The sequence below is a fragment of the Paenibacillus sp. FSL R5-0517 genome, assembly GCF_037974355.1.
Classification (GTDB): Bacteria; Bacillota; Bacilli; order Paenibacillales; family Paenibacillaceae; genus Paenibacillus.
This window is the reverse complement of sequence record NZ_CP150235.1, coordinates 2933275-2959284: the sequence shown is the minus strand read 5'-3', so window position 1 is coordinate 2959284 and position 26010 is coordinate 2933275. Positions and strand designations below refer to the sequence as shown.

Sequence of the window (26010 nt, the reverse complement as noted above, 5' to 3'; positions counted from 1 at the left end):
AGCAAAGCTCGGTGACCCGAAACCATGCTCCTTCTGCTTAGACGACCTTAATCGTTGCGTATATCATGTACATACCACAGTGAATTTCGTATTCGCCCTTTGGCAGATCTTTGTCGATCGTATAATAATTGGGTCCCTTTTGCATATACAGATCCATGCCAAGCTGTTGTGATCCGACTGATTTCACATGTGTCACCGACCGAGTCAGAATAAAGTTTATTTTGGTCGGTACACCAGCTTTCACCTCAATAACGTCTGGTCCAAAACCATCGTTGCTCACGTCCACATCAATGACTTCATATCCCTTCAAATCCTCCGGTGTCTCGGCTTGTGCAGTGACAGCACTTCCTGATCCTGGGGATACGTCTTTGCCCATAAAATAAACCAAAAATGATCCAAGCAGTACAACAACAGTCAGACCCAGCGTGATCCAAGGCCAGGTTTTTCCAAACCAGCTTTTCATATAAACACTCCTCATTCGATGGTTCCATCAATAATCAATCCACAGACGGATGTATTTTATAAGCATACCTGATTCGCATGACATTGAAAATGACCCCTCTGGGCTATTGTGGTTGAGCCATATAAATTGAACTAAAGAACATTTACACTGCACACTCCGATGACAGCACAACCTTCCGATCGCTGTTATTCCCAGATTTTTTGATTCCTTTTATAAAGGGGAAGTCCGGGGATAGCTTATGCTTCCGATGCATCTTTCTTTCAGAAAGCTTTTAGGCGAACGCTCCGCTTCTTCAGGTCCTTTCTGTCCTCTCCGTTTCGTGTAAATGTTTAGTTCAATTTATATAGAATATTTAAATAAAAAAGCCTGATTTCTCAGGCTTATCTACGGTTATTCCCGTTCATGCTCCGCAATATCCCTTTTCGTCTGGATCAGGAGTAGATTGGTTTACTACGACTACGACTTCTTCTCATGCGTAATTTATACAACTCTGGCAGGGCAACTCCAATGAGTACAATGATAACCCCGAACCATTGCAATCCGCTGACATGCTCATGGAGCACGATAGAGGATAACAGTACTGCAATTGGAAGCTCCACCGCACCCAGAATTCCGGCCATGTCGCCTCCAATATGCGGAACGCCGATAGCGAATAATACCGGTGGAATAAATGCTCCGAAGAATCCGAGCAGCAGTCCAAACACCAGCAACTGGCTCCAGATCAATCCATTGAAGAGGAATGTCGGCGGGAACAAAATGCACAGCAGGATCAATCCCCCTGTTACCATCCACGCACTACGAAAGGCAGGATGCGCTGAAGGAACCGCTTTGCCGCTGAACAATACGAACAGGGAGTAACTTACCGCTGCCATCAGTCCAAGAGCAATACCCAGACCGTTGAACTCACCCAGTCCCTGTTCCAGGAAACCCGCTGCCAGCAAAGTTCCGCCAAACAGCACGATCAACGTCAGGAATGTGACTTTGTCTGGACGTTGACGTTTGCTTATCGCCTGAATCAATACACTAATCCAGGTGAACTGGAACAGCAGGATAATGGCAAGTGAAGCCGGGATGTAACGCAAAGACTGATAATACACAAGACCCGTAATTACCGTTGGTGTTCCGGCAGCCATCAATAGCAGACGTTGTTTCCACGTCAACCGCTTGAATACCTGTGCCACGGCTCCTGAAGATTGGCCATTTGCCTGTGACTTGCGTTTTGTTCTAAATTTTGTGTATAGCGCCAGCATCCATGAAAGAAGAAAACCCGTAATCAGCTGTGTTCCCACAACTTCACCAAGTTTATATCCTTCGCCATACGCCAGAACCACAATCGTGGATAATATGCCATAGCTCATCGCTCCCGCGAGAACGGACAGATAATATTTCATTTGTGAATAAACCTCCTGATGATAAGAAAATACGCCTGCATGATTGGTTCATGCCAAGGTCACAGACACATACAAATGCAAAAAATCCTAACTACGAGCAAGGAATATATTGATTCCTTGGCATCGTAGTTAGGAAGTATAGGCTTCCCGTAGAGACCCTCGCCCTGTGTACACTTTCGGCCTGCGAGGTTATACGAAATGATATATGCAATTTGATGTAATTCGTGTGTGACGACTTTTCATATATTACATGGGAGGTGAGGTGGTGTCAACCCTATTCCGTATAAAAAACTTCAGGTTCGATTAGAGGCTGAGGAATCCCACTCCAATGTTTGCTGTAAACCTGCCTTCAACCCATCCAGATCCAGCCCATCCACGGCAAAAGCCTCACGGATCAAAGGTGGCGCGACAAATTCATCATACTTGCCCAGATAGGGTGCTTCATCTTCAGCCAGTAGCGCAGATGCATCTTCAGCCATCCGACATTCGCTCATAATCTCGGCTAACAATGTCCGTTCATCGACCTTGCCGGATACTACAAAATAATATGGTTCCATGGGCACTACCGAACGCAAGGCCAGTTTGCCCGACAGATTATGCTTCATCAGGCGCTCCAATGTACGGAACGATTTACTCCCTACCCAAGGAAGTACATACATCGAATCTCCCCCAGCCGGAATAACAACCTGCTTCAACAGTCCGCTTTCACGAGCTAGACGGCGTGCCCGTTCAAGTCGATTGACGGCTTGCGCTGACAGGTAGGGATAGATCACTGAGTCGGACAACACTTCACGCATTTTCTGTACCACCGTTGTGTGGATGTCTCCGCCCGCTCCAAGCCATAACGTATCCACTTTACCTTTGGCAGACTTCACATACACAGCCTTGTGCTTGTGATCAACTTCTTCCACTTTCCACAGTTTGCCTGCGAGCGAGAAGCAATAGCCTGGCGGGGGCACGGTTGTAATGGAACCAATCTCTTCCGAGCCGTTCAGTACTTTATGTTCCTCATCGTCCTTAAACACCGCATAGAAGCGATAATTGTTTACGATTTTCTCACCTGTCAGTCCGATAATCAATGTCCGGTCCTCTGTCCATTGCAGATGATCCGTCTCAATGAGGTAATTCAGGAAAGCCTGATATTGATCTGGTCTAATCAACGCAAAGGGGGCCAGCGAAAGGATGGCTTCTGCAAGATCTCTCGGCTCCGCCTCCCCCATACTTTTCAGCATGCTCATCGTCTGATGGTAGAGCACCCCTATAGGCATCTTGCGGGCTTCAAGCGGCTCGACCCACTTTGTTTTTACATATAGTTCGATAACAGCAATTGCACGCATTAACGTCCACGGCATACGTGCTGGTAATTGCGCTTCCTCATCCTCTTCCTCCGGACATACAAAAAGCATCTCTGATGCCATGTCCTCTCGTCTCCCCGAACGTCCCAGACGCTGTACAAAGCTGGACGCACTATACGGTGCACCAAGCTGAACCACACGTTCCAGTTCGCCCAGATCGATACCCAGTTCGAGCGTGACCGTTGCCGCAGCAACCGCAGGCCCCGATCCGGTGCGCAGAGCAGCTTCCGTTTCCTCCCTGAGCATGGCGGAGATACTTCCATGATGCACATGGAACACATCACGCTCTTGCCTGCGAGCCGCGACCCGCCGCATCTCAAGAATAGTCACCTCAGCGTCCGTACGACTGTTGGTGAAGATCAATGCTTTTTTACGATGTGTGCTCTCATAGATGAAGTCGTAGTAAGCTTTGCGTGCGTTATGAAGCTGCTCCGCCTGCTCCTCGTCCTGTGCATCTGGAAAAGAGAAATGTTCCACCCGCAGCCGCAGCTTGCGACCACCTGGAGAAGAGACCACATCCACTCCCTGCTGTGTTCCGGCAGCAAGCCAAGATGTAGCCGCATCATAGTCACTAAGTGTAGCCGACAATCCAACTCTTCGCGGTGCACAGCCAGCCATACGCTCAATTCTAGCAAGCTCGCTGAGCACTTGAATCCCCCGATCTGCTCCCATGAAGGCATGTACCTCATCAATGATGACATAGCGCAGATCATGAAACAGCGCCGGGATCGCATTCGGTCGATTCATAAGCAGACCTTCCAGCGATTCTGGCGTAATCTGAAGCACACCGGACGGATTTTTCATCAGTTTTGTTTTCTCCGCCTGAGGCACATCCCCATGCCAATGCCAAACCGGAATATTTCCTTCGGTTAACAGATCCTTAAGACGTTCGAATTGGTCGTTAATCAGGGCTTTCAAAGGTCCAATGTACAGAATGCCAACTGATTTGGAAGGCCGTTCATGCAGCTCGGTCAATGCAGGAAAAAAAGCCGCCTCCGTTTTGCCCGAGGCCGTGCCTGCCGCAATCAGCATATGATGCGGGGTATGAAAACAGATATTGCAGGCCTCGATCTGAGCAGGCCGAAGCGATTCCCATCTTTTTTTATATATAAATTCCTGCACGAATGGCGCCAGCCGATAGAATGGATTATCACTCATAATTCAAACTCCGCCAGAAAGTCGTCCAGATCATCCGAATTTGCGGAAGCATCCGCTCCTTTACCCGGTTCCTGGGGTTTGGCAGCCCGTTCACCAAGTAATTGCGTATAAGTCACTTCGGGATTCTGATGGAGCGTATGCAGTACATCCATAAAGTCCCGTACCACTTCACGCGTGGTCAGCAATTCATCCGCCCCCAGTCGATTCACCGCCGTTTGCATAAAATCAACCAATTGTTCATCCGTCAGACTTGCACTGTATCCAAAATGCAACGCATGAATCTGCCGCAGCTTCTGGAGCAAAATCAGAATCTCTTCATGTGATAACATTGCAAGCTTCAGAATCGGGCCTGTATAATTTGCATACGCTTTGGCTGCATAACGACCATCAATAAGCCTGGAGCGAAGCGCTTCATAGCTATATAGTCCGCGCCGTTCATCCTCCACAAATTGCGGCGTACCGCCTACAAATATGCCCAGGTGCTCCGCCTTGCCCTGCATTGTATCATTGAACATGGTCAGCAATTTCTCATAATTGCTTTGACGAGAGACGCTGTTTGTAATTTTGTACAGATTCACCGCTTCATCAATGAACAACAGCAATCCTTTGTAACCAATGCGCGCTGTGAATTCAGACCACAATTTGAAGTAGTCATACCAGTTGTCATCGTCAATGATAACACCGACAGACAGTCCTTTTTTTGCTTCCGTTTTGGTTGCAAATTCTCCTCGAAGCCAGCGCAGTGCCGCCTGTTTGCGATCATCATCAGCGAGCTTGTACCCATTCCAGTAGGAAGCCAGTACCTTGGCAAAATCAAAGCCGTGAACCAGATTCTGCATCTCCCCTGTCACCGCATAGATCTGCTTCTCTACTTCCAGCGGCAGAGCGGGATCATCCGGGCGCAGGTTCTGACTTTGCATTGTGGATTGTTGCAGGCCTGCGATCCATTTTTGCAAAATCGGCTCCAACGCTCCCCCATCCGGACGTGTACGTGTAGACAGACGAGTCATTAGTTCGCGATATGTCGCAAGTCCCTGCCCTTTGGTGCCCACCAATCGTCGCTCTGGTGACAGATCGGCATCTGCTACAACAAAGTCGCGATCCATGGCATAATTACGAATCATTTGCAAAAGAAAGCTTTTACCACTACCATAACGCCCGGTAATGAGTTTGAACGCGGCGCCACCCTCGGCGATATTGTCCATATCTCTCAAGATGGCTTCCACTTCCGGTTTTCGGCCAACAGCAATCTGCTCCAGTCCTATGCGCGGGACAACACCCGCCGTTAACGAATTGACAAGTGCGGTGGTCAGCCGCTTTGGTATTTTAAGTTCTGTCACTTACGTATCACCTCTTCACATGTTCGAACACATCTATATAATCCGGAACAATCCGATCACCATCAATCAGAAGATCACCGATCGTATCCATAGCCACATCATTAATTTCATCCAACAGAAGCGTAGGCATCGTTCCATATTGCTCAGCCAGACGTATCAGCTCCGTATCAGGGTTAGCGCCAAGAAGAGCATGAATCACTTGCACCTGCTGAGGGGATAGTCCCTTGGCAAATAGCAGCCATTGTTCATCCAAATCAACCTCTGCACTCACGTCCCATTGCAACCCAATTGATGCTGTTGACCCTTCTATTGCAGTATCTCTTACCGATGGGTCCGGCTGCATGGAATCTTCTGTTGGTGTGATCTCATGCCTTGCTTCCAGTGCGTCGACTGGATTACTTGTAACATTTGCGTTATGAACCTCATCATCCTTCACTTCAGAAGGGTGATCATCCTCAATTGTAAGTGCCATTCGTACGTATTCACTTTCTTGCTGTAACGATGCCAATTTTTCCGTATCAATACGAATCACCGGTTGTTCCACCGTCTCGGCCTGATCAATCGCATATGCTTTGTCCAGGTAACGTTCAATCAGATTCGCAAGTTCGGGCTCTAATGTTTGTCCACGCAATCGGCCTCTGAATCTGAGCAGTTCACGAAGTTTATTTTCAGTACATCGATAGATCCGCGTAACCATCTGTACAAATTCAGTATGTTCACCAATGGGCATATATCTGAATGATACCGATCTTCCATAGATCGAGTCGTCATAGACCGCTTTGCGAAACAGTATGCGCTCCACCATGCGTTCTTCGTTGGGTTGAAACACTGGCAACAGTCCGACTTCTCGCGTACGCTCCAGATATGAATGAACCAATGCCATGACCCGTGGGATGTACTGCTCCATCACTTCTTTGCCGCCATCTCTATAGAACTTACTGAGCGTAATATCGTAATCGTAGTACCTTTGCAGCATACTTAGCGAAATATCCGACATCTTGTTCTGTAAAACACGTTGCAGTTCCTTGTCCAGCATCTCTGCTGGCAGATACCCGCCCGAAAGGTCCATAACTTCGGATAAAGACGTCTCCATCTGATGGACCAGTACGTAATCGACCACCCACTCTTGCATATATATATTTAATTGAGGGAGCCTTTCACGGTAGTTCAACCATAGCTGCTTTAATTGATTATAACCATCCTGAGCATTCTGCCAGCCAATGCCGTTAATCAACTCATAGATATGAACAAATAGATAGGACAGATCGGTATCTGGATATCTCCCCTGACGAACTTCCTTCCTCCAATACAAATACCACTTGCGTTGGGCTTCGTTCATTACGCCATATGTGGGCCAGTAGCTCATAAAGGGAACCCAGGGGGACACATCTCCCTCCATCTCTGACCACTGCTTTGCTTCCTCTACAAAACGTTTCTCCGAAGACAATATGCCTCCACGATGCTGCATCGCATGATGTGCAGGTTGCTGCACAATGGTTGAACGATCAGGAACCGGAACCGCTGCTGTTACGGGTTCTTCGCTCAGATCTATCTCCATAAATTCCAATTGTCTAGAGTTGTCTTTCATAGAACGTTATCTCACCCTCCTCCGAGACAGAATACGAACAAGTGTATCCATAGGGATCATTATAACACTAGTGCTGTGTCTGCGGTGATGAAATTAACACATTATTAAAACCAAAAAAAGAGAGCATTTCTGCTCTCTCATTTAGTTCATATTGATATGATATTGATCCAGGTGTATTCGTTAAAAAGTAAGGTTACATGCCCTAAATCAGACTACAATTGCTCGATTCTTCCCTTCACTCTTCGCTTGGGCCAGCGCTTGAGTAGCTTTTTCAATCAGATCGGATGCACTTGACTGCTCATCAGGTACCAGCACTGCACCCCCGACACTAACCGTGACGATCCCACTCGGACCCGATAATTCTCGCTGGATCTGCAGAGCCAGAACATGTTGTCTAATCTCTTCCGCAAGCTGTGCTGAATGTTCAGAAGTTGTGCTCTTCATTTTCAACATGAAGGTACCTCCGCGTAAACGGGATATTAGTGCGTTGTGCTGCTCACTGACCACGGTGAGTACCTCACCGATCCATTGCAGACACAGATCGCCTCCCTGAAGTCCGTATGCCGCGTTATATGAACGGAAATCATCGATATCTATTATGAGCAACCCCAGACTACATTTCTCCTCCAAACAATCATCCCAGTCATCCTGAAGCTGAGACTTGAACACCGTTTGAATTGGCATATCTGTTAACGGATCTGTGTTCAGATAATTTTGCAGCTGGCTTGTCGTTTCGGTGTAATGGTCATGTTCATGGTGAGACGCCCCGCTGTGCAGAAGCACCATCACAGAAGGTTTTCCTGCATGCGTAACAGCAGCGAGTGTAACTTCAAGCAACAGTGAGGTACCAACCGCTGTAGTGAAATAGGACTGACTTGTAATCAAACTTGTGTTGTTGTGCTTTAATTCCTCAAAATTCTGTTGCAAGGTAACTCTCGTATTGTCAGGTACAAATTCTCTAAAATCCTTACCCATCAGGTTTTGGGAACTCTCGAACCCAAGCAACTCAGCTGCCTTTGTATTACAATAGATAATCTTACCGTCCGTCAGAGTAAAGAATGCCACGGGCGAATAATCCATTAACTGCAAATAACGCTGTTCATTTTGTCGCAAAATACGAGCGTTCTGAAGTGCCTGTTCCTCAGCCTGAACCAACTGATTCTCCGTCTGCCGACGTACAATGGATTTGAGTAAAGGTAACACACTTAGTTCTTTCGTAGTCCACGGATACGAAGTTGACTTTACAACCTCACGCCATTTCTCGAATGATTTACGAGGTGATAATCGCATGCCGTCATCCGTTTTGAGCACCGCTTTGGCTGGGTCACCCGCCCACTCAACAACCTGCTCAACCTCAGGTCGGAACCAGATCATGTAGTTATGCTGTCCAGGCGAAATGGCAACATAAATAACCCCGGAAGCCTTATCCGGATAAGCTTTGGCTGTTTCATACTCTGAACTCAGTTTCGAAGTGTAGTAACTGTAATCCTCAGACTTTCCTGCAAGCCAACCTGCCAGTTCACGAATCTGGCCGCTGTTAGGCGTTTTACCATATAACAATAACTTGTCCTGGTAACAGATCGCTGCTCCGGCAGCATCCATCAGGTTCAATACTGTCTCTTCTTCTCCCTGTAATTCTTCAAGTACTCGGGCAGGACTTGTGTTTCCAATAAAAATGTTGGCAATTCGTGAAGCAGCTTCACGAGATTGAATCTCGGATTGGTAATCATCTAACTGCTGACGCTGGAACAATTCATTGGAGAAGAACGCCCCCAGGAAATTGCACAGATTCCGCACACGATGGGGGACATATCTGGCCGAATAATGATGGCATGTGATGAGTCCCCATAGCTCATTGTTATGAATGAGCGAGATCGTTACGGTCGCACCTACACCCATATTATGCAGATATTCGATGTGAAGTGGCGATACGCTACGCAGGACCGAAAGACTCAAATTCAGCGGTTTGCCAGTCAGTGGTTGTAGCATAGGTACAATTTCGACCGGTTTATAATTTACATTCACGATAGTCCGCAGCCAATTGCGAAGATACAACTCCCGAGCTTGTTTTGGTATATCCGATGCTGGATAGTGATGTCCCAGGAATGGTTCGAGTTCTTGTTCACGCGCTTCAGCAATAACTTTACCATTCCATTGCTCGTCAAATTCATAGATCATCACCCGATCGTAACCGAGCATTTCCTTGACCTGTTCAGCTGCAATCTGACTTGCCTCCACGCGGCTATCTGTGCTTTTCATCCGACCGAAGAATCGGGATATCCACTCGAAGTCAGTAGTCTCCACGTCCTCTTTTTCGTCATAAGGCTCGATCTCCAGAATGAGCAAACCTTCACTTTCATGAAGCACAGAAGAGAAGACCCGTTCCTCACCAGATACCTTAATGGTAAGATCCATGTAATGCAGGTCAGAGGTAACATTCGCATTGAAGCTGCTGCCCAACAGTTTGCTTACTTCTTGCTCGCCAATCAGGTTCTCCAAAGGCATGCCCAGAACATCCTCATAGGCAATACCCAGATGGTCCTCCGTATTTTGGCTACACTGAACAATAGTTGGCGTAAGACTGGTATTGATGGCCAAAAGAACACCATGAGGTTGAATAAAGCCGGGGATATGAATTGGTTCTTTATCACAGTTATTCAGATCTATCGGATCAGTTGTGTATGTTCCCTGATGAAGCAATGTGCGGTTCAACAAATTTTGTTCTTTCTTGGACTTCGGTTCGGCCATGGCCAGGAAAATCCCCTCTCATGATGTTATATAAGTTGAAATAATGATTATTTACATTGCACTACGATGACAGAATAACCTTCCAATCGCTGTTATCCCCAGATTTTATCGATTCCCTTTTCTAAGGGAAAAATCCGGTTATAAGCGTATGCTTACGATGTAGCTTTCTTTCAGAAAGCTTTTAGCGAATGCTTCGCTTTTCCAGGTTTTTTCTGTCCTCTTCGTTAGGTGTAAATGATTAATTCAACTTATATAGATTTCTTTTAAAATATGAAAAAAAGTCCGCCCTACGTATTAATCCACTGATCCAGCAGTCGAAATGTCTCTGATGCACTGTGCACCATGATGTCATGATCTTCTGGACTGCTGACGGACTGCTGCAGCAAAATCATAAACTCGCTCCATCTTGTTCTTGTCTCTGAGCCATAGGCGTTAAAATATTCTAATCCACGATCAGCTTCAATGGGCAGGAACTGCGACAAACGTTTGGTCATGATCTGTCCACCGTTCGTGGACCCCTCAATGACATACATGTATCCAAACAAACGGGCTGGTGTCGAAATATCCGGAAGTTCTTTGCAGAGCGGAAGTTGGCTAATTTCCTCTTCACTTGCACCAAGATTGTGCAGATCTTTCTCCAGTAGTCCAGCCTTGCCTCTAATCTCGATATCCAATCCCGTACTTCCCCAGAAAGGCTGCTGTACAGCTTGATCTTCCAGCGGTTTGAGGAATCCATAAAACTTTTCTAGATATGTTCTATATTCTTCTATAGTCACAGTTTGATTCATAATGGCTTTTGCATAAGGGTTCTGTTCTACTTGTCTGTGGTAATGAGCTGTCTCGCTCTTCAGACGTTCCATAATAGTTGTTGCTGTCATCGTAGTTATCCCCTTTCACAATCTGCTCTGCTGTTGCAAACAGCTCATTTAATGCAATAAAGACTCTATGTAAGTATACTTATTCTTGTTTGAGAAAACTACACGAATCCAACATCCGTACACAGTGAACACTTTTCTTCGTTGTTATCTTAACCCACTGTAATCTGCATGTTTTAGTATTAACCGAAAATAATAAAATTGACCCCCACAATCTGGAAGGCAGTAGATTTCAAATGTAAACATGTTACACTATTTTTATATCCTGTCATTGGAGGAATGCAATCTATGGATCTCACTGTTCAAGACGTTGTACTTCATCTTTTAGATAACATTGAACTGCCGGAAAACACGGTGGATCAGCTTATTACCGGTTCACTTGACTGTAAGGTCACAGGTATTGTCATCGCTTTTATGCCTACACAATATGTGATTGAACAAGCCATACAGCAAGGCGCTAACTTAATCATTGCGCATGAATCTCCGTTCTATAACCATCACAGTCAGACGGATTGGCTTGCAACTGATTCGGTGTATACGGACAAAAGAAAGTTAATTGACGAAGCAGGCATCTCCATCTATCGATGTCATGATATCATCCACCGCTTCCAACCGGATGGCATTACCGAAGGACTGATTCAGGCCTTGGGATGGTCCTCTTATGTGGAGCAACGAGTACCGGAAGCAGACATCCTTTCTTTTCCGGAAGCAAGCACTGCCCAAGCTATTGCTCACCATGTGAAACGTTGCCTTGGGATCGATTATGTCCGCGTTGCAGGCAATCCCGACATAGTCTGTAGACACGCAGCGGTATTGGTTGGTTTTCGTGGCAACGGCCCTGTGACGATTCCCTTGATTCAGAACAAACAATTGGATCTGATCATCGCTGGAGAAGGATTCGAATGGGAGACACCGGAATATATCCGTGATGCTGTGCAACAAGGCAAGTCCAAAGCACTCATCATGTTGGGGCATGCCGAGAGCGAGGCTCCGGGAATGAATCTATTGGCAGACAGGTTGGCAGAACAATTCACAGAACTGTCCGTTCATTATGTAGGTGAACGACCTGTGTACACTGTGATCTGATCATGCGATTGATTGGATTAGTTTGGTATGGATTGTTTTGGAGAGGTGTTTAGCTGAATTGTTCAAATCTCATTGCCCGCTACCCTGGAGCTGTACGTCTGTTCTGCGCTCCGGGGTTGAGTCGGCAAACTCTCTTTCATCTTGGCTAGCTCTTATGACAAATTCTTAGATAGTTATTAACGAACCTGACACACTCTATTTAGTGGATATTTGCCGATTTTCAAAACTAACGAATTGTAGACACGTTATTCCTCCGTTTCGACTCATTATCCATACTTTCCTACCTGCCTTAGCCCGATTAAGATGGCTGAGGTTCCTTAGATTTCTCAATTCAATCGAATCAATACAATAAGGTGTCACTGGTTCGTTAGAGATCATGCTCATTAAAAATGAGTACTCCCGCACATATACCGCGCATCTCTTCATGCTCCAACTGGATTTCCCTGGTTCTTTATTGTACTCTAGATGCTGTGACTTCAAAGCTCAGGACATTTGTCCTTGGCGTTTGGGGTGAGTTTGTCATTAAATAGAAGTCGAAGTAATTGAATAAGGAGCGTACATATGAAAGGAATTATTTTTGCATTACTGGGTGGCGCGTGTATCACGCTCCAAGGTGTTGCCAATGCTCGGATTAGTATCGACATGGGCACATGGCAGGCCGCTACGATTACACAACTGACAGGATTCATCTTAGCGGCGCTGATCCTAATGTTCGTTAGAGACATTAACCTTCAAGGACTCAAACAAGTTAAACCCATGTACCTGGCGGGGGGAGCGTTTGGTGCTGTCATTATTTTCAGCGAAGTAACGGCCATTCAGCAAATTGGGGTGACATTCACGATCTCGGCCCTGCTCATTGCTCAGCTGTTCCTGACTTTTCTCGTGGATAGTAACGGATGGTTTGGTGTAGTGAAACAAAAGATGAAACTGCCGCAATTTCTGGGCATTGCCTTGATGATCACAGGTGTCATCATTATGAAACTGTAGTTTTTCTAGAATATAGTCAGGGGTGAACAAGAGCGTGGAAGAGATTCATGATGAGCAACAATTAATACATTATCTGAAGCAATATCAACTCGAAAAGGTATTTCACGAGCCCCTGCGTCCCCATATGACATTATGTCACTTCGAGAAGTGTGAATTGATCTGTCGTGAAGGGGAAGCCTCCGAATATTTATACGTGTTGGTCGAGGGTAAAATCAAGATCTTCACCACCTCCGCTCAGGACAAAACACTCGTGCTTTGCTTCAAGACACCGCTTGAAGTCGTCGGTGACATTGAATATGTCCGTGAAAGTGATATTGTCAACACAGTTCAGGCCGTGTCACCTGTGGTGATGCTTCGGATTCATTATCAATGGCTCGCTGAGCTTGCCGGCGATTATGCACCTTTACTTAAATTTTTGCTCAAAATCATCTCACACAAGTTCTATATTGATTCGAACTTCTCCAACTTCAACCTGATGTATCCCGTTGAGGTTCGGCTAGCCAGCTACCTGCTCTCCATCTCGACGGAAGAAGCTGGTAGCGTCGTTCATGAAGATCTGGACGCGTTCAATCTGACCGACATTGCGAATCTGATCGGCACCAGTTACCGACACCTGAACAGGGTCATCCAAAAGCTCTGTGCAGACGGATTGATTGAACGACATCAGGGATTGATTATGATTAAAAACCGTGCGGGTCTGCGCGAAATAGCAGGTCACAATATTTATGAGTAAGGAGTTCGACAACCATGTTAATTACAGGGATTTCGCTTGCGCTCTTGGCAGGAGCGCTTGTCAGTCTGCAAACCATATTTAATAGCAAAGTCAATGAACGCACCGGTTCATGGTCCACAACAACGTTGGTGCTTTTCACCGGATTCATTGCCTCGTTCCTCATCTCTCTGCTCGTGGAGGGCAAGAATACATTCAGCTTTCAGCATATGCAACCGTGGTATTGGCTCAGTGGAGCCATCGGCGTTGGTGTCGTCTTCTGTCTCGTACAAGGTATGAAGCTGCTTGGCCCCACGTATGCCATCTCGATCGTGCTGACGTCCCAACTTAGCTTCGCCCTTTTGTTTGACTCCATGGGGTGGCTCGGTCTGGAGCAAATTCCTTTCTCGTGGAATCAACTGCTCGGTGTGCTTGTCATTGTCGGCGGAATTGTGTTGTTTAAATTCGGTGGGCGGAACTCGGAAAAATCAGATCCGTCAGATACATCTGACAAGTCGCCCGGCTCCCTGCAATCCAACTCTTAAAATAACTAAAAAGAGTGTCCGTCCAATCCCGGAGATTGGTCAGACACTCTTTTTATGCAATCAAACCACGTATCGTGCAGCTTGCTTACTCTGCGAACTCTACGTTGTGGTACACCTGTTGAACATCTTCAAGGTCTTCGAGCGCATCGATCAGTTTCTCGAACTGAGCTTGTGCATCCTCTGGAAGTTCAATATGGTTCTGTGCAAGCATCGTCAGCTCGGCTACGGTGAACTCCGTAATACCGGCTGCTTTGAATGCTTCTTGTACAGCATGGAATTGATCCGGTTCTGCATATACGATGACAGCATCATCCTCGTCCACGATATCACGTACATCTACGTCTGCTTCAAGCAGAAGTTCAAGTACTTCCTCGGAGTTTTTGCCTTCTATACCGATAACCGCTGTAGGATCAAACATGTAAGCAACAGAACCGCTGACACCCATGTTTCCGGCGTTTTTGTTAAACGCAGAGCGTACTTCCGGCGCTGTACGATTTACGTTGTTGGTAAGTGCATCCACGATGACCATCGCACCATTCGGTCCGAAGCCTTCATAACGCAACTCTTCATAGTTCTCATCCCCGCTGCCTTTTGCTTTTTCCATCGCACGATCAATAATGGCTTTGGGTACATTATACGTTTTGGCACGTTCCAGCACGACTTTCAGTGCACGGTTCGCTTCCGGGTCCGGTTCGCCCTTCTTAGCAGCTACATAGATCTCAACGCCGAATTTAGCGTAGACCCGGCTCGTATTTGCATCTTTTGAAGCTTTTTTTTCCTTGATATTATTCCACTTACGACCCATATCGTTTCCGCTCACTTTCAACATGTAATCTGCTTTCTACTATGCCATTATATCTTGTTGAGCGTACTTCAACAAGTTAATACACACGAAATAATGGGAATAACTGCGGTGATTATCCATCTCCACTTGAAGTTTGGCCACAGTTTTTTCTCTCATAAATCTCTCAGCAGTAACTAACGTTACCTCTATTATCTCCATATATAACAGACAAGAAGCACCCCATAAAGGAATGCTTCCGCCCTAGTCAGTCCTAATTTCAGTTCATCTTACCCGGTCCATTAAGCGTGAAATTGTCGACCATCCAAGACTTCAGGAACATAGCCTGCACGAATGACAAAGTCACCGAAATGTTCACCTTCATTGCGCTCTCTGGCATATTGGTTCACCATTGGTGTCAACGTGTCCAGAATCTCGGTTTCGCCAATGTTTTCTTTGTAAAGTTTATTCAGGCGATGTCCAGTGAAGCTGCCACCGAGATACATGTTGTATTTCCCAGGTGCTTTACCGATAAATGAAATCTCCGCCAGCATCGGTCTTGCACATCCGTTCGGGCAGCCCGTCATGCGAATGACAATCTCTTCGTCTCTCAGCCCGGCTTCGTCCAGTACTGGCTCCAGTTTGTCGATCAGAGACGGCAGGTAACGTTCGGACTCAGCCATCGCAAGGCCGCAGGTTGGAAGCGCAACACAAGCCATCGAACTTCTGCGCAGCGCAGAGTAATGTGCTCCATCCGTCAGATTGTATTGCTGAATCAGCGCTTCAATCTTTTTCTTCTTCTGGCTGCTAATGTTACCGATGATCAGATTTTGATTGGCAGTCAGACGGAAATCACCCGTATGCACTTTGGCAATCTCACGTAAACCCGTCATGAGAGGATATCCATCCACATCCTTGACACGACCATTCTGAATGAACAGCGTGTAGTGCCATCTACCATTATTGCCTTTTACCCAACCATATCGATCTCCGTTTGACTCAAAATGATATGGACGTGCCGCATCCAGTTTCCATCCCAGACGGCTGGTCAGCTCTTCGACAAACCATTCCACACCGCGATCATCCAGCGTATATTTGAAACGAGCATGTTTACGAACTGCACGATCTCCATAATCACGCTGAATCATAACTGTTTTCTCTGCAACATCAATCATTTGCTCTGGAGTACAGAAACCAATGACTTTGGACACCTGAGGATAGGTTTTGGCATCACCATGAGACATGCCCATCCCGCCGCCAACGGAAACGTTGAATCCTTGCAGCTTCCCGTTCTCCACAATAGCAATAAAGCCAAGATCCTGTGAATAAACATCCACATCATTGGATGGTGGTACAGCAATACCGATCTTGAACTTACGAGGCAAATACACTTTGCCATAGATTGGTTCAACTTCTTCGTCAGAGTCCTGCGAATCAATCACTTTCTCGCCGTCCAGCCACAGCTCATGATAAGCCCGCGTGCGAGGGTCCAAATGATTACTTACTTGACATGCCCACTCATACACTTCAGCATGCACATCGGATTGATTCGGATTCGGGTTACACATCACGTTACGGTTTACGTCACCGCACGCAGCCAGTGTGCTTAGCAACGAATCGTTCACTTCACGAATGGTGTTCTTAAGATCCCACTTCAGTACACCATGCAGTTGGAAAGACTGACGTGTGGTCAGACGAATGGTCTGATTCGCATATTTATGTGCCACTCTGTCCATCATCAACCACTGCTCCGGGGTTACAATCCCACCGGAAGCACGTACACGCAACATGAATTGGTATGCAGGTTCCAGCTTGGATTTGTGACGCTCATTACGCAGGTCACGATCATCCTGCATATAACTGCCGTGGTGTTTCATCAGACGATTGTCGTCCTCTGGAATTGCACCCGTGATGCGATCAGCCAACGTTTCGGTCAGGCTTCCACGCAAGTAATCACTTTTGATCTTTATATCTTCCACATCGCTATTCGTGCGCTGTGGGTTAAGTAAGTTATTATAAACCATGCTGCTTTCTCCTCTCGTCTCTGCGGGATGGTGCAATCCGGCTAAGCCGGTAATAATTAATAGACGTCCCGCTGATAACGTTTCTCCTGCTGCAACCGTGTCAGATATTCCGATGCCTGCTCAGGTGATAATCCACCTTCTTGTTCAAGAATCGTGGTGAGCGCAGCATGCACATCATGTGCCATTTTTTTCTCATCACCACAGATATATACGCTCGCACCTTCCTGAAGCCACTGGTACAATTCTTTGCTGTGTTCCAACATACGATGTTGTACATACACCTTCTGTTCCGTATCACGTGAGAAGGCTACATCCATCTTCGTGAGCACACCATCTTTGAGCCAACGCTGCCATTCCGTCTGGTACAAGAAGTCGGTGGAGAAATGTTGATCTCCGTAGAACAGCCATGTCTTGCCTTCTGCGCCTGTTTCTTCACGCTCACCAAGGAAGGATCTGAACGGTGCTACGCCTGTACCTGGGCCAACCATAATGATCGGCGTATCCGGGTTCTCAGGAAGCTTGAAATTCGGGTTATGCTGTATATATACAGGCAGGGTGTCGCCAGCTTCGATTCGTTCAGCCAGATGTACCGAGCATACACCGTAACGTTCTCTGCCACGCGCTTCATAACGAACCGTACGAACAGTAAGATGAACTTCATCCGGGAAAGATTTCGAACTACTCGCTATCGAATACAGACGTGCCGGAATTTTGCGAAGTACAGCTACAAATTCTGCAGCAGGAATACCTTTCAGATCATAATCATGAACCAGATCCAACAGATCACAGCTATTCATGACTGTACGGAATTCGGAATCATCTGCGAGTAACGCAGTCAAGCCACTCCCCGGATTCAGTTTCGCAAGTTGTTCCACGACCGGTTTCGTTACCGCTGTAATCTCAAAATAACGCAGCAACGCTTCGTACACAGATGCCTGATCCCCGTTTTTATTCACGGTCACGCGCTCATCGGCATTCCATCCCATAGCTGCAATTAATTCATCGACAAGGCGCGGGTGATTCTCAGGGAATACCCCAAGGCTGTCACCAGGCTCGTAATCTAGGCTGGAGCCTTCCAAGGACAATTCAATATGGCGTGTTTCACGGTCTGATCCTCTGCCATTCAGATTGAGATTCTCCAATACTTCAGCCTTGAACGGATTCGTGCGATCATATTCGGATTGCCCGCCGCTCAATGCAGCTGTAACAGCCTCAGTAGTTACCGTGCTCGCAGCAGCAGATGTGCTACTTAAGGAAGCCAGCACTTCATTCATCCACTCCGCAGCCGGTTCATCAAAATCAACATCACAGTCTACACGCGGTACAAGTGCTGTACCACCCAACTCCTGCAATCGTGTATCGAAGTCCTTACCTGTCTGACAAAAGAACTCATAAGAGGTATCTCCAAGAGCCAACACCGAGTAGCGAAGCCCTTTGAGCTTCGGAGCCCGTTTGCTGTTCAGGAATTCATGCAGGGGAATCGCATTATCCGGCGGTTCTCCCTCGCCATGCGTACTGACGATGATGAGGAGATTTTCAATTTTCTTGAGTCCGTTCGGTTTGAAATCTCCCATCGATGACAACGTTACCTGAAGACCTTGCTCTTCAAGTTTCTTGGCCAGCTTCTTCGATAGGCCGCTGGAATTCCCGGTTTGTGAACCGAAGAGCACGGTAACTTCGCGGGATACTGGCGTAGCACTTTCAGGTGCGACACCTGTAGTTGGTGCAGCCTGTACCAGGTTCGCTGGAACCGCTATTGTTGCGCTTGCCTGAATTGCTGCAATATATCCGCTCAACCAAGTCCGTTGTCCATCGGTCAATGTAGGAATAAGACGATTAAGCAGTTCAACTTGTTCTTGATTAAAAGGGCTATTTGTCACTTGAAGTTCCACTGTTTGCCACCTCGCGCATTGCTTCGATTTTAATTCCGACTAAAATTATCATATTAATTTAATTTCTTCTCTTTAAAACCTAACACACCGGGTGTTGAGGGTCAATTTCAATGATTTTATAGCATTTATCAGTTTCACTGATAAAGGACAAAAAACAACAAATACCCTCCTTTTGAGATCAAGGAAGGTTTTGATTTATTTTTCATTGGACGGTCAGCTCAAGTTGAAGTTGAAAGTGGAATATAGTCCCTAAAATGATCTCCCAGCACGCTGCTTTTATCTCCGTATACTCTGTCCAAATGATTTTCTCCCCACATACATATGCGATCAATGATGTCCTGTAGTGTCAGGCCATATTCGGTCAGCTCATACTCTACCTTGGGCGGAATCTCAGGATGAATAATTCGATGGATGATTTCATTCTTTTCCAAATCACGAAGCTGCTGGGTAAGGACCTTCTGGGTAATGCCAGGAATGGCCCTGCGAAGTTCACTGGTTCGTTTTTTACCTGATATCAGTTGATGCAGGATAAGAATCCTCCATTTTCCACCGACCAGTTCCAGCATCGCCTGCACACCACTCTCATATTTTTTCATTTCTTGTTCCACTTGTACTCCCCCATAATTCACATATATGTATATCCATTATTAAAAGTAACCGAAGAACCTCAAGGTTTCTACAGCACTCGAAGGTGCGTACTTCTCAATAAGATGTCATGAAACTTATAATAACATTGGTCAGAATGTTTAACCAAAAAAAAGAAAAAAGGATGGTTACTCCTACATGAAAGTTAAACTGGTCGTTACTCACCCAAGACAGGATTCCCTAACATTTGCCGTAATGAATCGTTTTATAGAAGGTATGCAGGAGAATTCCCATGAAATTGATATCCTCGATCTCTATCATGACGGATTCGATCCATTATATGGTGTAGAAGATGAGCGAGACTGGCAAAATCCCGATAAACAGCATGCCCCTGTAATTCGCAAAGAGCTGGATCGTGTGCTTGCGGCTGATGCCATTGTATTTGTTTTCCCGATCTGGTGGTATAACGTTCCCTCCATGCTCAAAGCTTATCTGGACAAGGTATGGAATATGGGGCTGTTCAACAAGGCAAACTCCAAAAAAGCACTGTGGATTGCACTAGCCGGGGGAACGGAGGCTTCATTCCATAAATACGACTATTACAACATGATTTCCAATTATCTGAATAACGGGATCGCGGGTTATGCAAGAATGCAGGAATCCCGAGTCGAATTTCTCTATGAAACGATTTCAGAATCCAAAGAACATATCGCAGGTTTGCTGGAACAAGCCTATCAAATTGGTAAACACTACAATTAATAGTTCTTCACTGATAGTACAACTAACAACTGCAAAAGGATAGGAAGTAACTCGTTCGTTGAGTAACCAACTCTCCCCATGGCAGGCGCATAATCAAGAAGGCTTACTCCAACCTGGTCCCAGGTCAAAGTAAGCCTTCTTTTTCATACACTACGATTCTGGTGTAACCTTACTTATTCCATACCAATTTGCTCATCATCGCATATAGCAGCGCAGCCGATTCAGCTCGTGTCGCTTCATCAAGTGGTTTCACCTCACCGTTGTACCCATGAGCGATGCCCAGATCCACAAGTAAGGCCACACTATCCCGGGCATAAGAGCGAATCTCGGAAGCATCGCGGAAACGAGTCAGTTTATCCGTTGCAGCTGTCTCGGCGTCAACCAGACCAGCGGCTGCAAGTGCTCTAACTGTCAACGTCATCATCTCCTGACGAGTGATCGTGGACTCTGGCAGGAAGCGCCCGTCACCAGTACCACTGGTGATACCTAGTGAACGCGCAGCTGTAACTGCTTCGTAGTATGGAGCCTTTTCGTTTACATCCGTAAACGCATTCCCGGAAGAAGCATTCAAGCCGAGCGCAGTCATCAACCATTGCATGTATTGACCGCGAGTCATCTCCTGTTTTGGATGCAACCGGGTGGAATCCCCACTTGCTTCGGCATCAATCACACCTCGGACTGCCAATGCCTCCATCGCTTTCTTGGACCACTGCACTTCTGCAATATCTGCGAATGCCTGCTCCACAGACACAACAGCATAATTTCCTGTGAGTGACGTTACGGAAAATACAAGCTGCCCGCTGTTTGGATCGTAGTAACTTTGCGGCAATGGACTTGCCACACCGTTCTCGCCAATGACAAATGCAACAATCCGATCCTGCTGAACATTTTGAGAAGATGGGAAAGGCAGATGAAGTTTGAATCCGCTTTGCAATGGCCATGGTTGACCATCCAGTTGAAGCTCAAGCTGGACTCCATATTGCGTGCCAAGCTGATCTGCCACTGTTTTTGGTAACTCTGTTCTGACCAATCGGATGGATGCCATTCCATCACCAACGATGTCCTTCGTTAACAGTGACGCGGGAAGTTCCAACATGCCCAGCTCTGTAACCATGTTGAACACGTGGGACTCACCCTGATCTATCAACGCAGAGGCAGGCAGAGATACTTCATATGCTGTTGCTCCCGAAACCGGCTTCAACCGAAGTTCGACCAAGCGCTTACCCACATCTGTTACAGGGGCAACTTCGAAAGCATCTTTGATCGTTGAAGCATCCACGTTGGACTGCACTACACCTTTCTGGTCAGGCTGTGCCTGCAACTCCAGAACAGAACGGTCTTTCTCCGGTTTAGGTTGTGGTGCAGCATTTCCTGCACCTGGGCTAACACCTTCTGATTGTCCGCCATTGTTGCTTGAACCTGAACTACTTCCTGAATTTCCACCGGAATTGCCGCCCGGGTTGCTACCCGAACCAGGGTCCGATCCTCCTGGGGAAGAAACAGATGCAGGCACCTTCACCGTCAAAGGTACAGTCAGGGCTCTTGTGTCGTCAGAAATTCGAGTGATTTCCAACTCCAGTATTACTGTTGTTTCCTTAGAAGGTGGGACAATCGTTCCATCCGTCTGAATGACGGACGGTAACGAACTTGAAGCGATCTTCACTGTGAAACCTTGCGGCACGGATGGCAACTTCATTTTTTTCGCACCTACTGAAGGTTGTTCCAGTGCTGTAATGCCTGTAGCTACATCGGCAGCAGTCTGCTGAGCCGTATGCACCTGGTATATGGAAGATACACCTCTCACGGATTGCCCTGTCGCATCCAAAGCTTCCACTTTGTAATAATACTCCGTGCCAGGGTTCAGTTCACTGTCCGTGTACTCCCGTCCATTGCCGCTATAGACCACCTTGTACTCACCTTGCTCACGATCTGAGCGGTAGAGCTTGTAGCTTGCTGCTCCAAGATGAGCATCCCAATGAAGCGTTGCACTCGTTGAATCCACCGCATCCGCATTGAGACCAGCACTGTCATTAACAGGTGGCATAGCATCTGGCTGAACGATCATTATCCAACTAATCATCGGGTCCTGTGATGCCGTATTGCGCACGGTTAACTCCAGTTTGTTGTCCGACACAATGATGCCTTTGTGTGCTCTAACACTGGCAGGCGTAAACGTAACAGCCCCGGTATTCGTGCCATTGATGATGAAATTGGCTCTGCGCGATGCATTCGTCCACGGATCGTTGAATCCCGCGTACACATCATATGTTCCATTCGGTACATCAAATCTGTAGGTTAAGTCTGTGCCTTTTGGAGAATTGCTGACATTGCCCCCGTTTAGATAACGTACGGTCGAGAAAATATCTCCGCCATTAGAGCCGGATGACAGTGCGTCTGCGCTGGTGTATCCCCAATTGCGACCCTCTGCCGGAGCGTACATCTGGTCTGCCGTTCCCGGGTTGGCCAGTGTTCCTTTCATATACGCACCCATAAGATTGTAATCAGTCGTTTCGTACCCTCCGCTGTTCACAAAATATAGGGCATTCTCTGGAATGACGTTTACACGAACCGCCTGCTTTTTGTTGTTATATTCCGGTGTCGTTACCTGTAACGTGAGGGGTCCTGGCTTAGCAAAATCTTCTGCCGTCATGGCCCGGTTATCAATCGTCCACACTGCTGGCGTTGACACCAGTTCACCACCGTCGCGAACGTTCAATGTCGTTGGAAGAGATGGTACTTTGCCAAGCGCCACGGCTTCCGGCAACGGATCAGCGATATCCACCTTGCCCATCGAATTCAGCAGATCCGGTGTCCAACTGTTATACCACTTGATCGCAATGTCGGAGCCTATTCCAAACTCAATGGGCAAGAACACGTATTTTGCAGCATCATTCGAGAAATTGCCACCATTCCACGTATCCCCAACGTAAATGAATTTGCCTTTTTCCGGATCGACCGGAATGACGGATGTGGTCTGTGTGCCGAAAGCCTTGCCTGGATCGGGATCACTCGGCAACGTGCGCACGAACGGATTGGTCTGCGTTGACCACGGGCCAAAAATGTTATCCGCCACCGTCACTTTGTTTTCGTTAGGGGCCCATCCGGAAGCTCCGGAAGTCAAAATATAATATTTCCCCTGATACTTAAACATCGCTGGTGCTTCGCGTTGCCCTCCAGGGAACACACGCACGTAATCTACGCCATATTCAGCCTGATAGGTCGAGTCACGAACCGGATTACCTTTGTCATCCGTTCGTCCTTCCTTATGCCACCCAGTTACGTCACTGTAGTCTTCATTCAGTTTGGAGATATAGAGTGTCAGGTTTTCTTCGCTCGAGTAGATTAGATAACCGGTACCATCATCATCCTTGAACAACGTCATGTCACGTGCCATGCCCTTATCGCTTGGGAAGTAATCTTTCTCCCCTTCCGGAGCTCTGTCCATCCGGTAACTCTTCTGATACACAAAAGGCCCTGTTGGAGAGTCACTGATCGCATAACCGGCCCGCGCCTTACCGTAGTTCGCATTATCGTTATACGGGTCCTTGTCACCGTCCATGTGAGCCCACATCACGTATTTCTTTGTTTTGTCGTTGTAGATGACCTTCGGTCGTTCAATGATCCGTCCTTTGCGAATATCTGCCCAGATATCCACGCGGTCCTCACGCCCCGCATACAATTTGGAGATCAACGGGTCATGGTCAAAATCATCCATGGATTGAAGTGTCGATAGAGCCATGCCCTCATCTGTCCAGTTCATCAGATCCTTGGAGGAATACACACGCACCCCAACAGCTGGCCAGCCGCCCTTATGATATTCACCATACCAGTAATAGGTCTCCGTCTGTTCATCGTAGAAAAAGCCAGCCCCATGCGCATCAATCGGTTGACCGTCCAGACCTGGCCACAATTGCCCTGGTGTAATGCTTGTGCGAACTGTGGCAACACCCAACGGCGCGGATGCTGGAGAAGTTACGCCGTCCACGGTCGCCTGGATGATGTAAAAATATCCTGTGCCCATCGTCAGACCACTATCGTTAAACGTACTTTCATTCCCACTATATACCTGCTGATACGTACCCGCAGCACTGGTAGACCTGGAGAGCGTATACGTTACATCAGATCCAGTAAGAGCATTCCACCCCAGAGAGATGGATGTATCCGTAACAGCTGTTGCAGCAAAATCTGTAGGAGAGTCAATGGAGTACGTCGTGGCTTCTGCAACAGTGAAGGCTGACTCCCCAGCTGCATTGAAGGCTGTTACACGATAGTTGTAGCTGGTGCCAGGCTCGAGTTCCTGATCTGTATAAGTGAGCCCCTTCCCTTCATAGATCTGCTCGTATTGCTCACTGCCAGCTTCGGCCCGAACCACACGGTAACCCGTTGACTTGTCTACGGCCGACCATAATAACTTCACGCTCGTTGCGTTGAGTGCTTCGGCCTTCAATTCGCTCGGAGCCTGAGGGGCGGTCGCTGAAGTTCGTACTTCCAACGGCGAGGACCACAAGGACTCAGTCAGACCTCCGTATTCATAGGCGAGTTTGTAATAGTAGACCGTATCCCCGCTTAATCCTTCATCTGTGTGTCCCAAAGTTCCGGTGTTGGTTACCAGGGAATAGCCCCCTTCAGGCGTGTTGGAACGGTACAGTCGATAGCCTGATGCACCCACGAGTTCAGACCATTGCAGGGAAACCGAAGACGCCGTCTGCTCTGCAATAGAGAGCTGAGTATTGTTCTCCGGCGGTCGATCGGCAATGATCACGTCATCTGCATGTACCGATTGCCACTTATTCCGAATGCCCACGGTACCTGAACCGTATGTAGGATCGACCAGATCGAATATCAATCGATCGGAGCCGTTTTCGGCGATATACCCTCGAATGGTTGTACCTGATAACACCACTTTGAGGGTATACCATGTATTCTTGGCAAATGCATAGTCCACCGTTTTCAAAGTGGTATCTGATCCATTCACCCTTTTTGAGAAAACGAGCTTATTATTGGGAACCTGCATTTGAAAATAGTAAAAGTTGCTCTTATCCTGAAACCGCGGCAATATTCCCGGATATCCTTGACCGTTCCCCGTGTAAAAGCGCATGGACACGGTCATGTCCGACATGGATTCTCCAGTAGAGATGATGCCTTCATTGGTATCGCTCTGGAAAAGTGTGAAGTTCGACGCATCTGTCGGGTCCGCGATCACTTCCCAGTTGCCTGAACTTACGTTCCAAGCAGGTGATTCCGTGTAATCCCCATCCGAAAAATCGTCCTGCAGCAACGTGGCGGGTATACTCCCCAGATCAGCATACGCTTTACTTGGTAGCATCAACGGTCCGGAAGACAGCGCAAGTGTTGCAGATAACATGAATATCATGGGTTTTCTGAGTTTATCCAATGTTCATTCTCTCCTTTGGCGTGAAAGATGAAAGCATGGTTCTTAAAGACGCGATGTTGTTGCTCAGCCTATCCTCTGGAACCGGCGGTCAGTACAAAAGCAGGGTCCACCTCCTTATTTTAATGAAACCGGTTTCATTGAAGAGTAAAAAAAGACCCGTCTTCCCTTCTAAGTGCAAAATGGTACCCATACGGAATACCGTGTCTTCTTCGCCCCTATGCAGTGAAACAGGTTTCTAATATATAAATGTAATCGCTTTCTTGAATTATATTATTGCCTTATTCAAGCTGTCAACTGTGAATTGGGCACCAACATTTTTCGTTAAAACC

The 26010-nt window shown here is 47.0% G+C and carries 17 protein-coding genes and 1 riboswitch; of the genes, 5 read left to right on the top strand and 12 right to left on the bottom strand.

Annotation, left to right across the window (positions count from 1 at the left end; genetic code table 11):
• Positions 1 to 37: 37 nt before the first annotated feature.
• From MKX40_RS13375 to MKX40_RS13345, 7 genes are all read right to left on the bottom strand, one after another.
• A complete protein-coding gene (locus MKX40_RS13375; protein ID WP_339242230.1) occupies positions 38 to 463 on the bottom strand; it encodes a cupredoxin domain-containing protein in 426 nt (141 codons plus the stop codon).
• Between the two features lie 431 nt (positions 464 to 894).
• Complete coding sequence (locus MKX40_RS13370; protein ID WP_339242228.1) at positions 895 to 1854, bottom strand: DMT family transporter; 960 nt, start codon at positions 1852 to 1854, stop codon at positions 895 to 897.
• Positions 1855 to 1960: 106 nt separating this feature from the next.
• Positions 1961 to 2071: riboswitch (purine riboswitch) on the bottom strand.
• A 76-nt stretch (positions 2072 to 2147) separates the two neighbouring features.
• Positions 2148 to 4367: a DEAD/DEAH box helicase gene (locus tag MKX40_RS13365; RefSeq protein ID WP_339242226.1), complete on the bottom strand. Its 2220-nt coding sequence runs from the start codon at positions 4365 to 4367 to the stop codon at positions 2148 to 2150.
• Complete coding sequence (locus MKX40_RS13360; protein WP_339242224.1) at positions 4364 to 5707, bottom strand: ATP-binding protein; 1344 nt, start codon at positions 5705 to 5707, stop codon at positions 4364 to 4366. Before MKX40_RS13360 ends, MKX40_RS13365 begins: the two co-directional genes overlap by 4 nt.
• A gap of 7 nt (positions 5708 to 5714) precedes the next feature.
• Complete coding sequence (locus tag MKX40_RS13355; protein WP_339242221.1) at positions 5715 to 7295, bottom strand: TerB N-terminal domain-containing protein; 1581 nt, start codon at positions 7293 to 7295, stop codon at positions 5715 to 5717.
• A 207-nt stretch (positions 7296 to 7502) separates the two neighbouring features.
• The gene (locus tag MKX40_RS13350) at positions 7503 to 10043 is read right to left on the bottom strand and encodes a diguanylate cyclase (protein ID WP_339242218.1); all 2541 of its coding nucleotides are present in this window, start codon (positions 10041 to 10043) and stop codon (positions 7503 to 7505) included.
• A 287-nt stretch (positions 10044 to 10330) separates the two neighbouring features.
• Complete coding sequence (locus MKX40_RS13345) at positions 10331 to 10921, bottom strand: biliverdin-producing heme oxygenase (RefSeq protein ID WP_339242216.1); 591 nt, start codon at positions 10919 to 10921, stop codon at positions 10331 to 10333.
• Between the two features lie 285 nt (positions 10922 to 11206).
• Between MKX40_RS13345 and MKX40_RS13340 the strand changes: the two genes are divergently transcribed.
• The 4 genes from MKX40_RS13340 to MKX40_RS13325 all read left to right on the top strand — a co-directional run bounded on the left by MKX40_RS13340 (position 11207) and on the right by MKX40_RS13325 (position 14245).
• Positions 11207 to 12004: a Nif3-like dinuclear metal center hexameric protein gene (locus MKX40_RS13340; RefSeq protein WP_339242214.1), complete on the top strand. Its 798-nt coding sequence runs from the start codon at positions 11207 to 11209 to the stop codon at positions 12002 to 12004.
• A 561-nt stretch (positions 12005 to 12565) separates the two neighbouring features.
• Positions 12566 to 12991 (top strand): DMT family transporter, encoded by a 426-nt coding sequence (locus MKX40_RS13335; protein ID WP_339242212.1) that lies wholly within the window; start codon positions 12566 to 12568, stop codon positions 12989 to 12991.
• A gap of 34 nt (positions 12992 to 13025) precedes the next feature.
• The gene (locus MKX40_RS13330) at positions 13026 to 13724 is read left to right on the top strand and encodes a helix-turn-helix domain-containing protein (RefSeq protein WP_339242209.1); all 699 of its coding nucleotides are present in this window, start codon (positions 13026 to 13028) and stop codon (positions 13722 to 13724) included.
• Positions 13725 to 13738: 14 nt separating this feature from the next.
• Positions 13739 to 14245: a DMT family transporter gene (locus MKX40_RS13325; RefSeq protein WP_339242208.1), complete on the top strand. Its 507-nt coding sequence runs from the start codon at positions 13739 to 13741 to the stop codon at positions 14243 to 14245.
• 85 nt (positions 14246 to 14330) lie between these two features.
• Here the strand turns inward: MKX40_RS13325 and MKX40_RS13320 are convergent, their stop codons facing one another.
• The 4 genes from MKX40_RS13320 to MKX40_RS13305 all read right to left on the bottom strand — a co-directional run bounded on the left by MKX40_RS13320 (position 14331) and on the right by MKX40_RS13305 (position 19550).
• Positions 14331 to 15050, bottom strand: a complete 720-nt coding sequence (locus MKX40_RS13320) for a YebC/PmpR family DNA-binding transcriptional regulator (protein ID WP_249911804.1) — start codon at positions 15048 to 15050, stop codon at positions 14331 to 14333.
• Positions 15051 to 15328: 278 nt separating this feature from the next.
• Positions 15329 to 17050, bottom strand: coding sequence for an assimilatory sulfite reductase (NADPH) hemoprotein subunit (gene cysI / locus MKX40_RS13315; RefSeq protein ID WP_339242206.1), 1722 nt, complete (start codon positions 17048 to 17050; stop codon positions 15329 to 15331).
• Between the two features lie 56 nt (positions 17051 to 17106).
• Positions 17107 to 18942 carry an assimilatory sulfite reductase (NADPH) flavoprotein subunit gene (locus MKX40_RS13310; RefSeq protein WP_339242204.1) on the bottom strand — a complete coding sequence of 612 codons (1836 nt, stop codon included), beginning with the start codon at positions 18940 to 18942 and terminating at the stop codon, positions 17107 to 17109.
• A gap of 218 nt (positions 18943 to 19160) precedes the next feature.
• Positions 19161 to 19550, bottom strand: a complete 390-nt coding sequence (locus MKX40_RS13305) for a winged helix-turn-helix transcriptional regulator (protein WP_339242202.1) — start codon at positions 19548 to 19550, stop codon at positions 19161 to 19163.
• Between the two features lie 175 nt (positions 19551 to 19725).
• Between MKX40_RS13305 and MKX40_RS13300 the strand changes: the two genes are divergently transcribed.
• Positions 19726 to 20286 carry an NAD(P)H oxidoreductase gene (locus MKX40_RS13300; protein ID WP_339242200.1) on the top strand — a complete coding sequence of 187 codons (561 nt, stop codon included), beginning with the start codon at positions 19726 to 19728 and terminating at the stop codon, positions 20284 to 20286.
• A 169-nt stretch (positions 20287 to 20455) separates the two neighbouring features.
• On the opposite strand, the gene MKX40_RS13295 is transcribed toward MKX40_RS13300, so the two are convergent.
• On the bottom strand, positions 20456 to 25681 hold the full coding sequence (locus MKX40_RS13295; RefSeq protein ID WP_339242199.1) for an S-layer homology domain-containing protein: 5226 nt from the start codon (positions 25679 to 25681) through the stop codon (positions 20456 to 20458).
• Positions 25682 to 26010 lie beyond the last annotated feature (329 nt).

What these genes read in the sequence shown, in the direction of transcription:
- MKX40_RS13375 (WP_339242230.1), bottom strand. Translation starts at nt 463, where the DNA reads ATGAAAAGCTGGTTTGGAAAAACCTGGCCTTGGATCACGCTGGGTCTG.
- MKX40_RS13370 (WP_339242228.1), bottom strand. Translation starts at nt 1,854, where the DNA reads ATGAAATATTATCTGTCCGTTCTCGCGGGAGCGATGAGCTATGGCATA.
- MKX40_RS13365 (WP_339242226.1), bottom strand. Translation starts at nt 4,367, where the DNA reads ATGAGTGATAATCCATTCTATCGGCTGGCGCCATTCGTGCAGGAATTT.
- MKX40_RS13355 (WP_339242221.1), bottom strand. Translation starts at nt 7,295, where the DNA reads ATGAAAGACAACTCTAGACAATTGGAATTTATGGAGATAGATCTGAGC.
- MKX40_RS13350 (WP_339242218.1), bottom strand. Translation starts at nt 10,043, where the DNA reads ATGGCCGAACCGAAGTCCAAGAAAGAACAAAATTTGTTGAACCGCACA.
- MKX40_RS13345 (WP_339242216.1), bottom strand. Translation starts at nt 10,921, where the DNA reads ATGACAGCAACAACTATTATGGAACGTCTGAAGAGCGAGACAGCTCAT.
- MKX40_RS13340 (WP_339242214.1), top strand. Translation starts at nt 11,207, where the DNA reads ATGGATCTCACTGTTCAAGACGTTGTACTTCATCTTTTAGATAACATT.
- MKX40_RS13335 (WP_339242212.1), top strand. Translation starts at nt 12,566, where the DNA reads ATGAAAGGAATTATTTTTGCATTACTGGGTGGCGCGTGTATCACGCTC.
- MKX40_RS13325 (WP_339242208.1), top strand. Translation starts at nt 13,739, where the DNA reads ATGTTAATTACAGGGATTTCGCTTGCGCTCTTGGCAGGAGCGCTTGTC.
- MKX40_RS13320 (WP_249911804.1), bottom strand. Translation starts at nt 15,050, where the DNA reads ATGGGTCGTAAGTGGAATAATATCAAGGAAAAAAAAGCTTCAAAAGAT.
- cysI (WP_339242206.1), bottom strand. Translation starts at nt 17,050, where the DNA reads ATGGTTTATAATAACTTACTTAACCCACAGCGCACGAATAGCGATGTG.
- MKX40_RS13300 (WP_339242200.1), top strand. Translation starts at nt 19,726, where the DNA reads ATGAAAGTTAAACTGGTCGTTACTCACCCAAGACAGGATTCCCTAACA.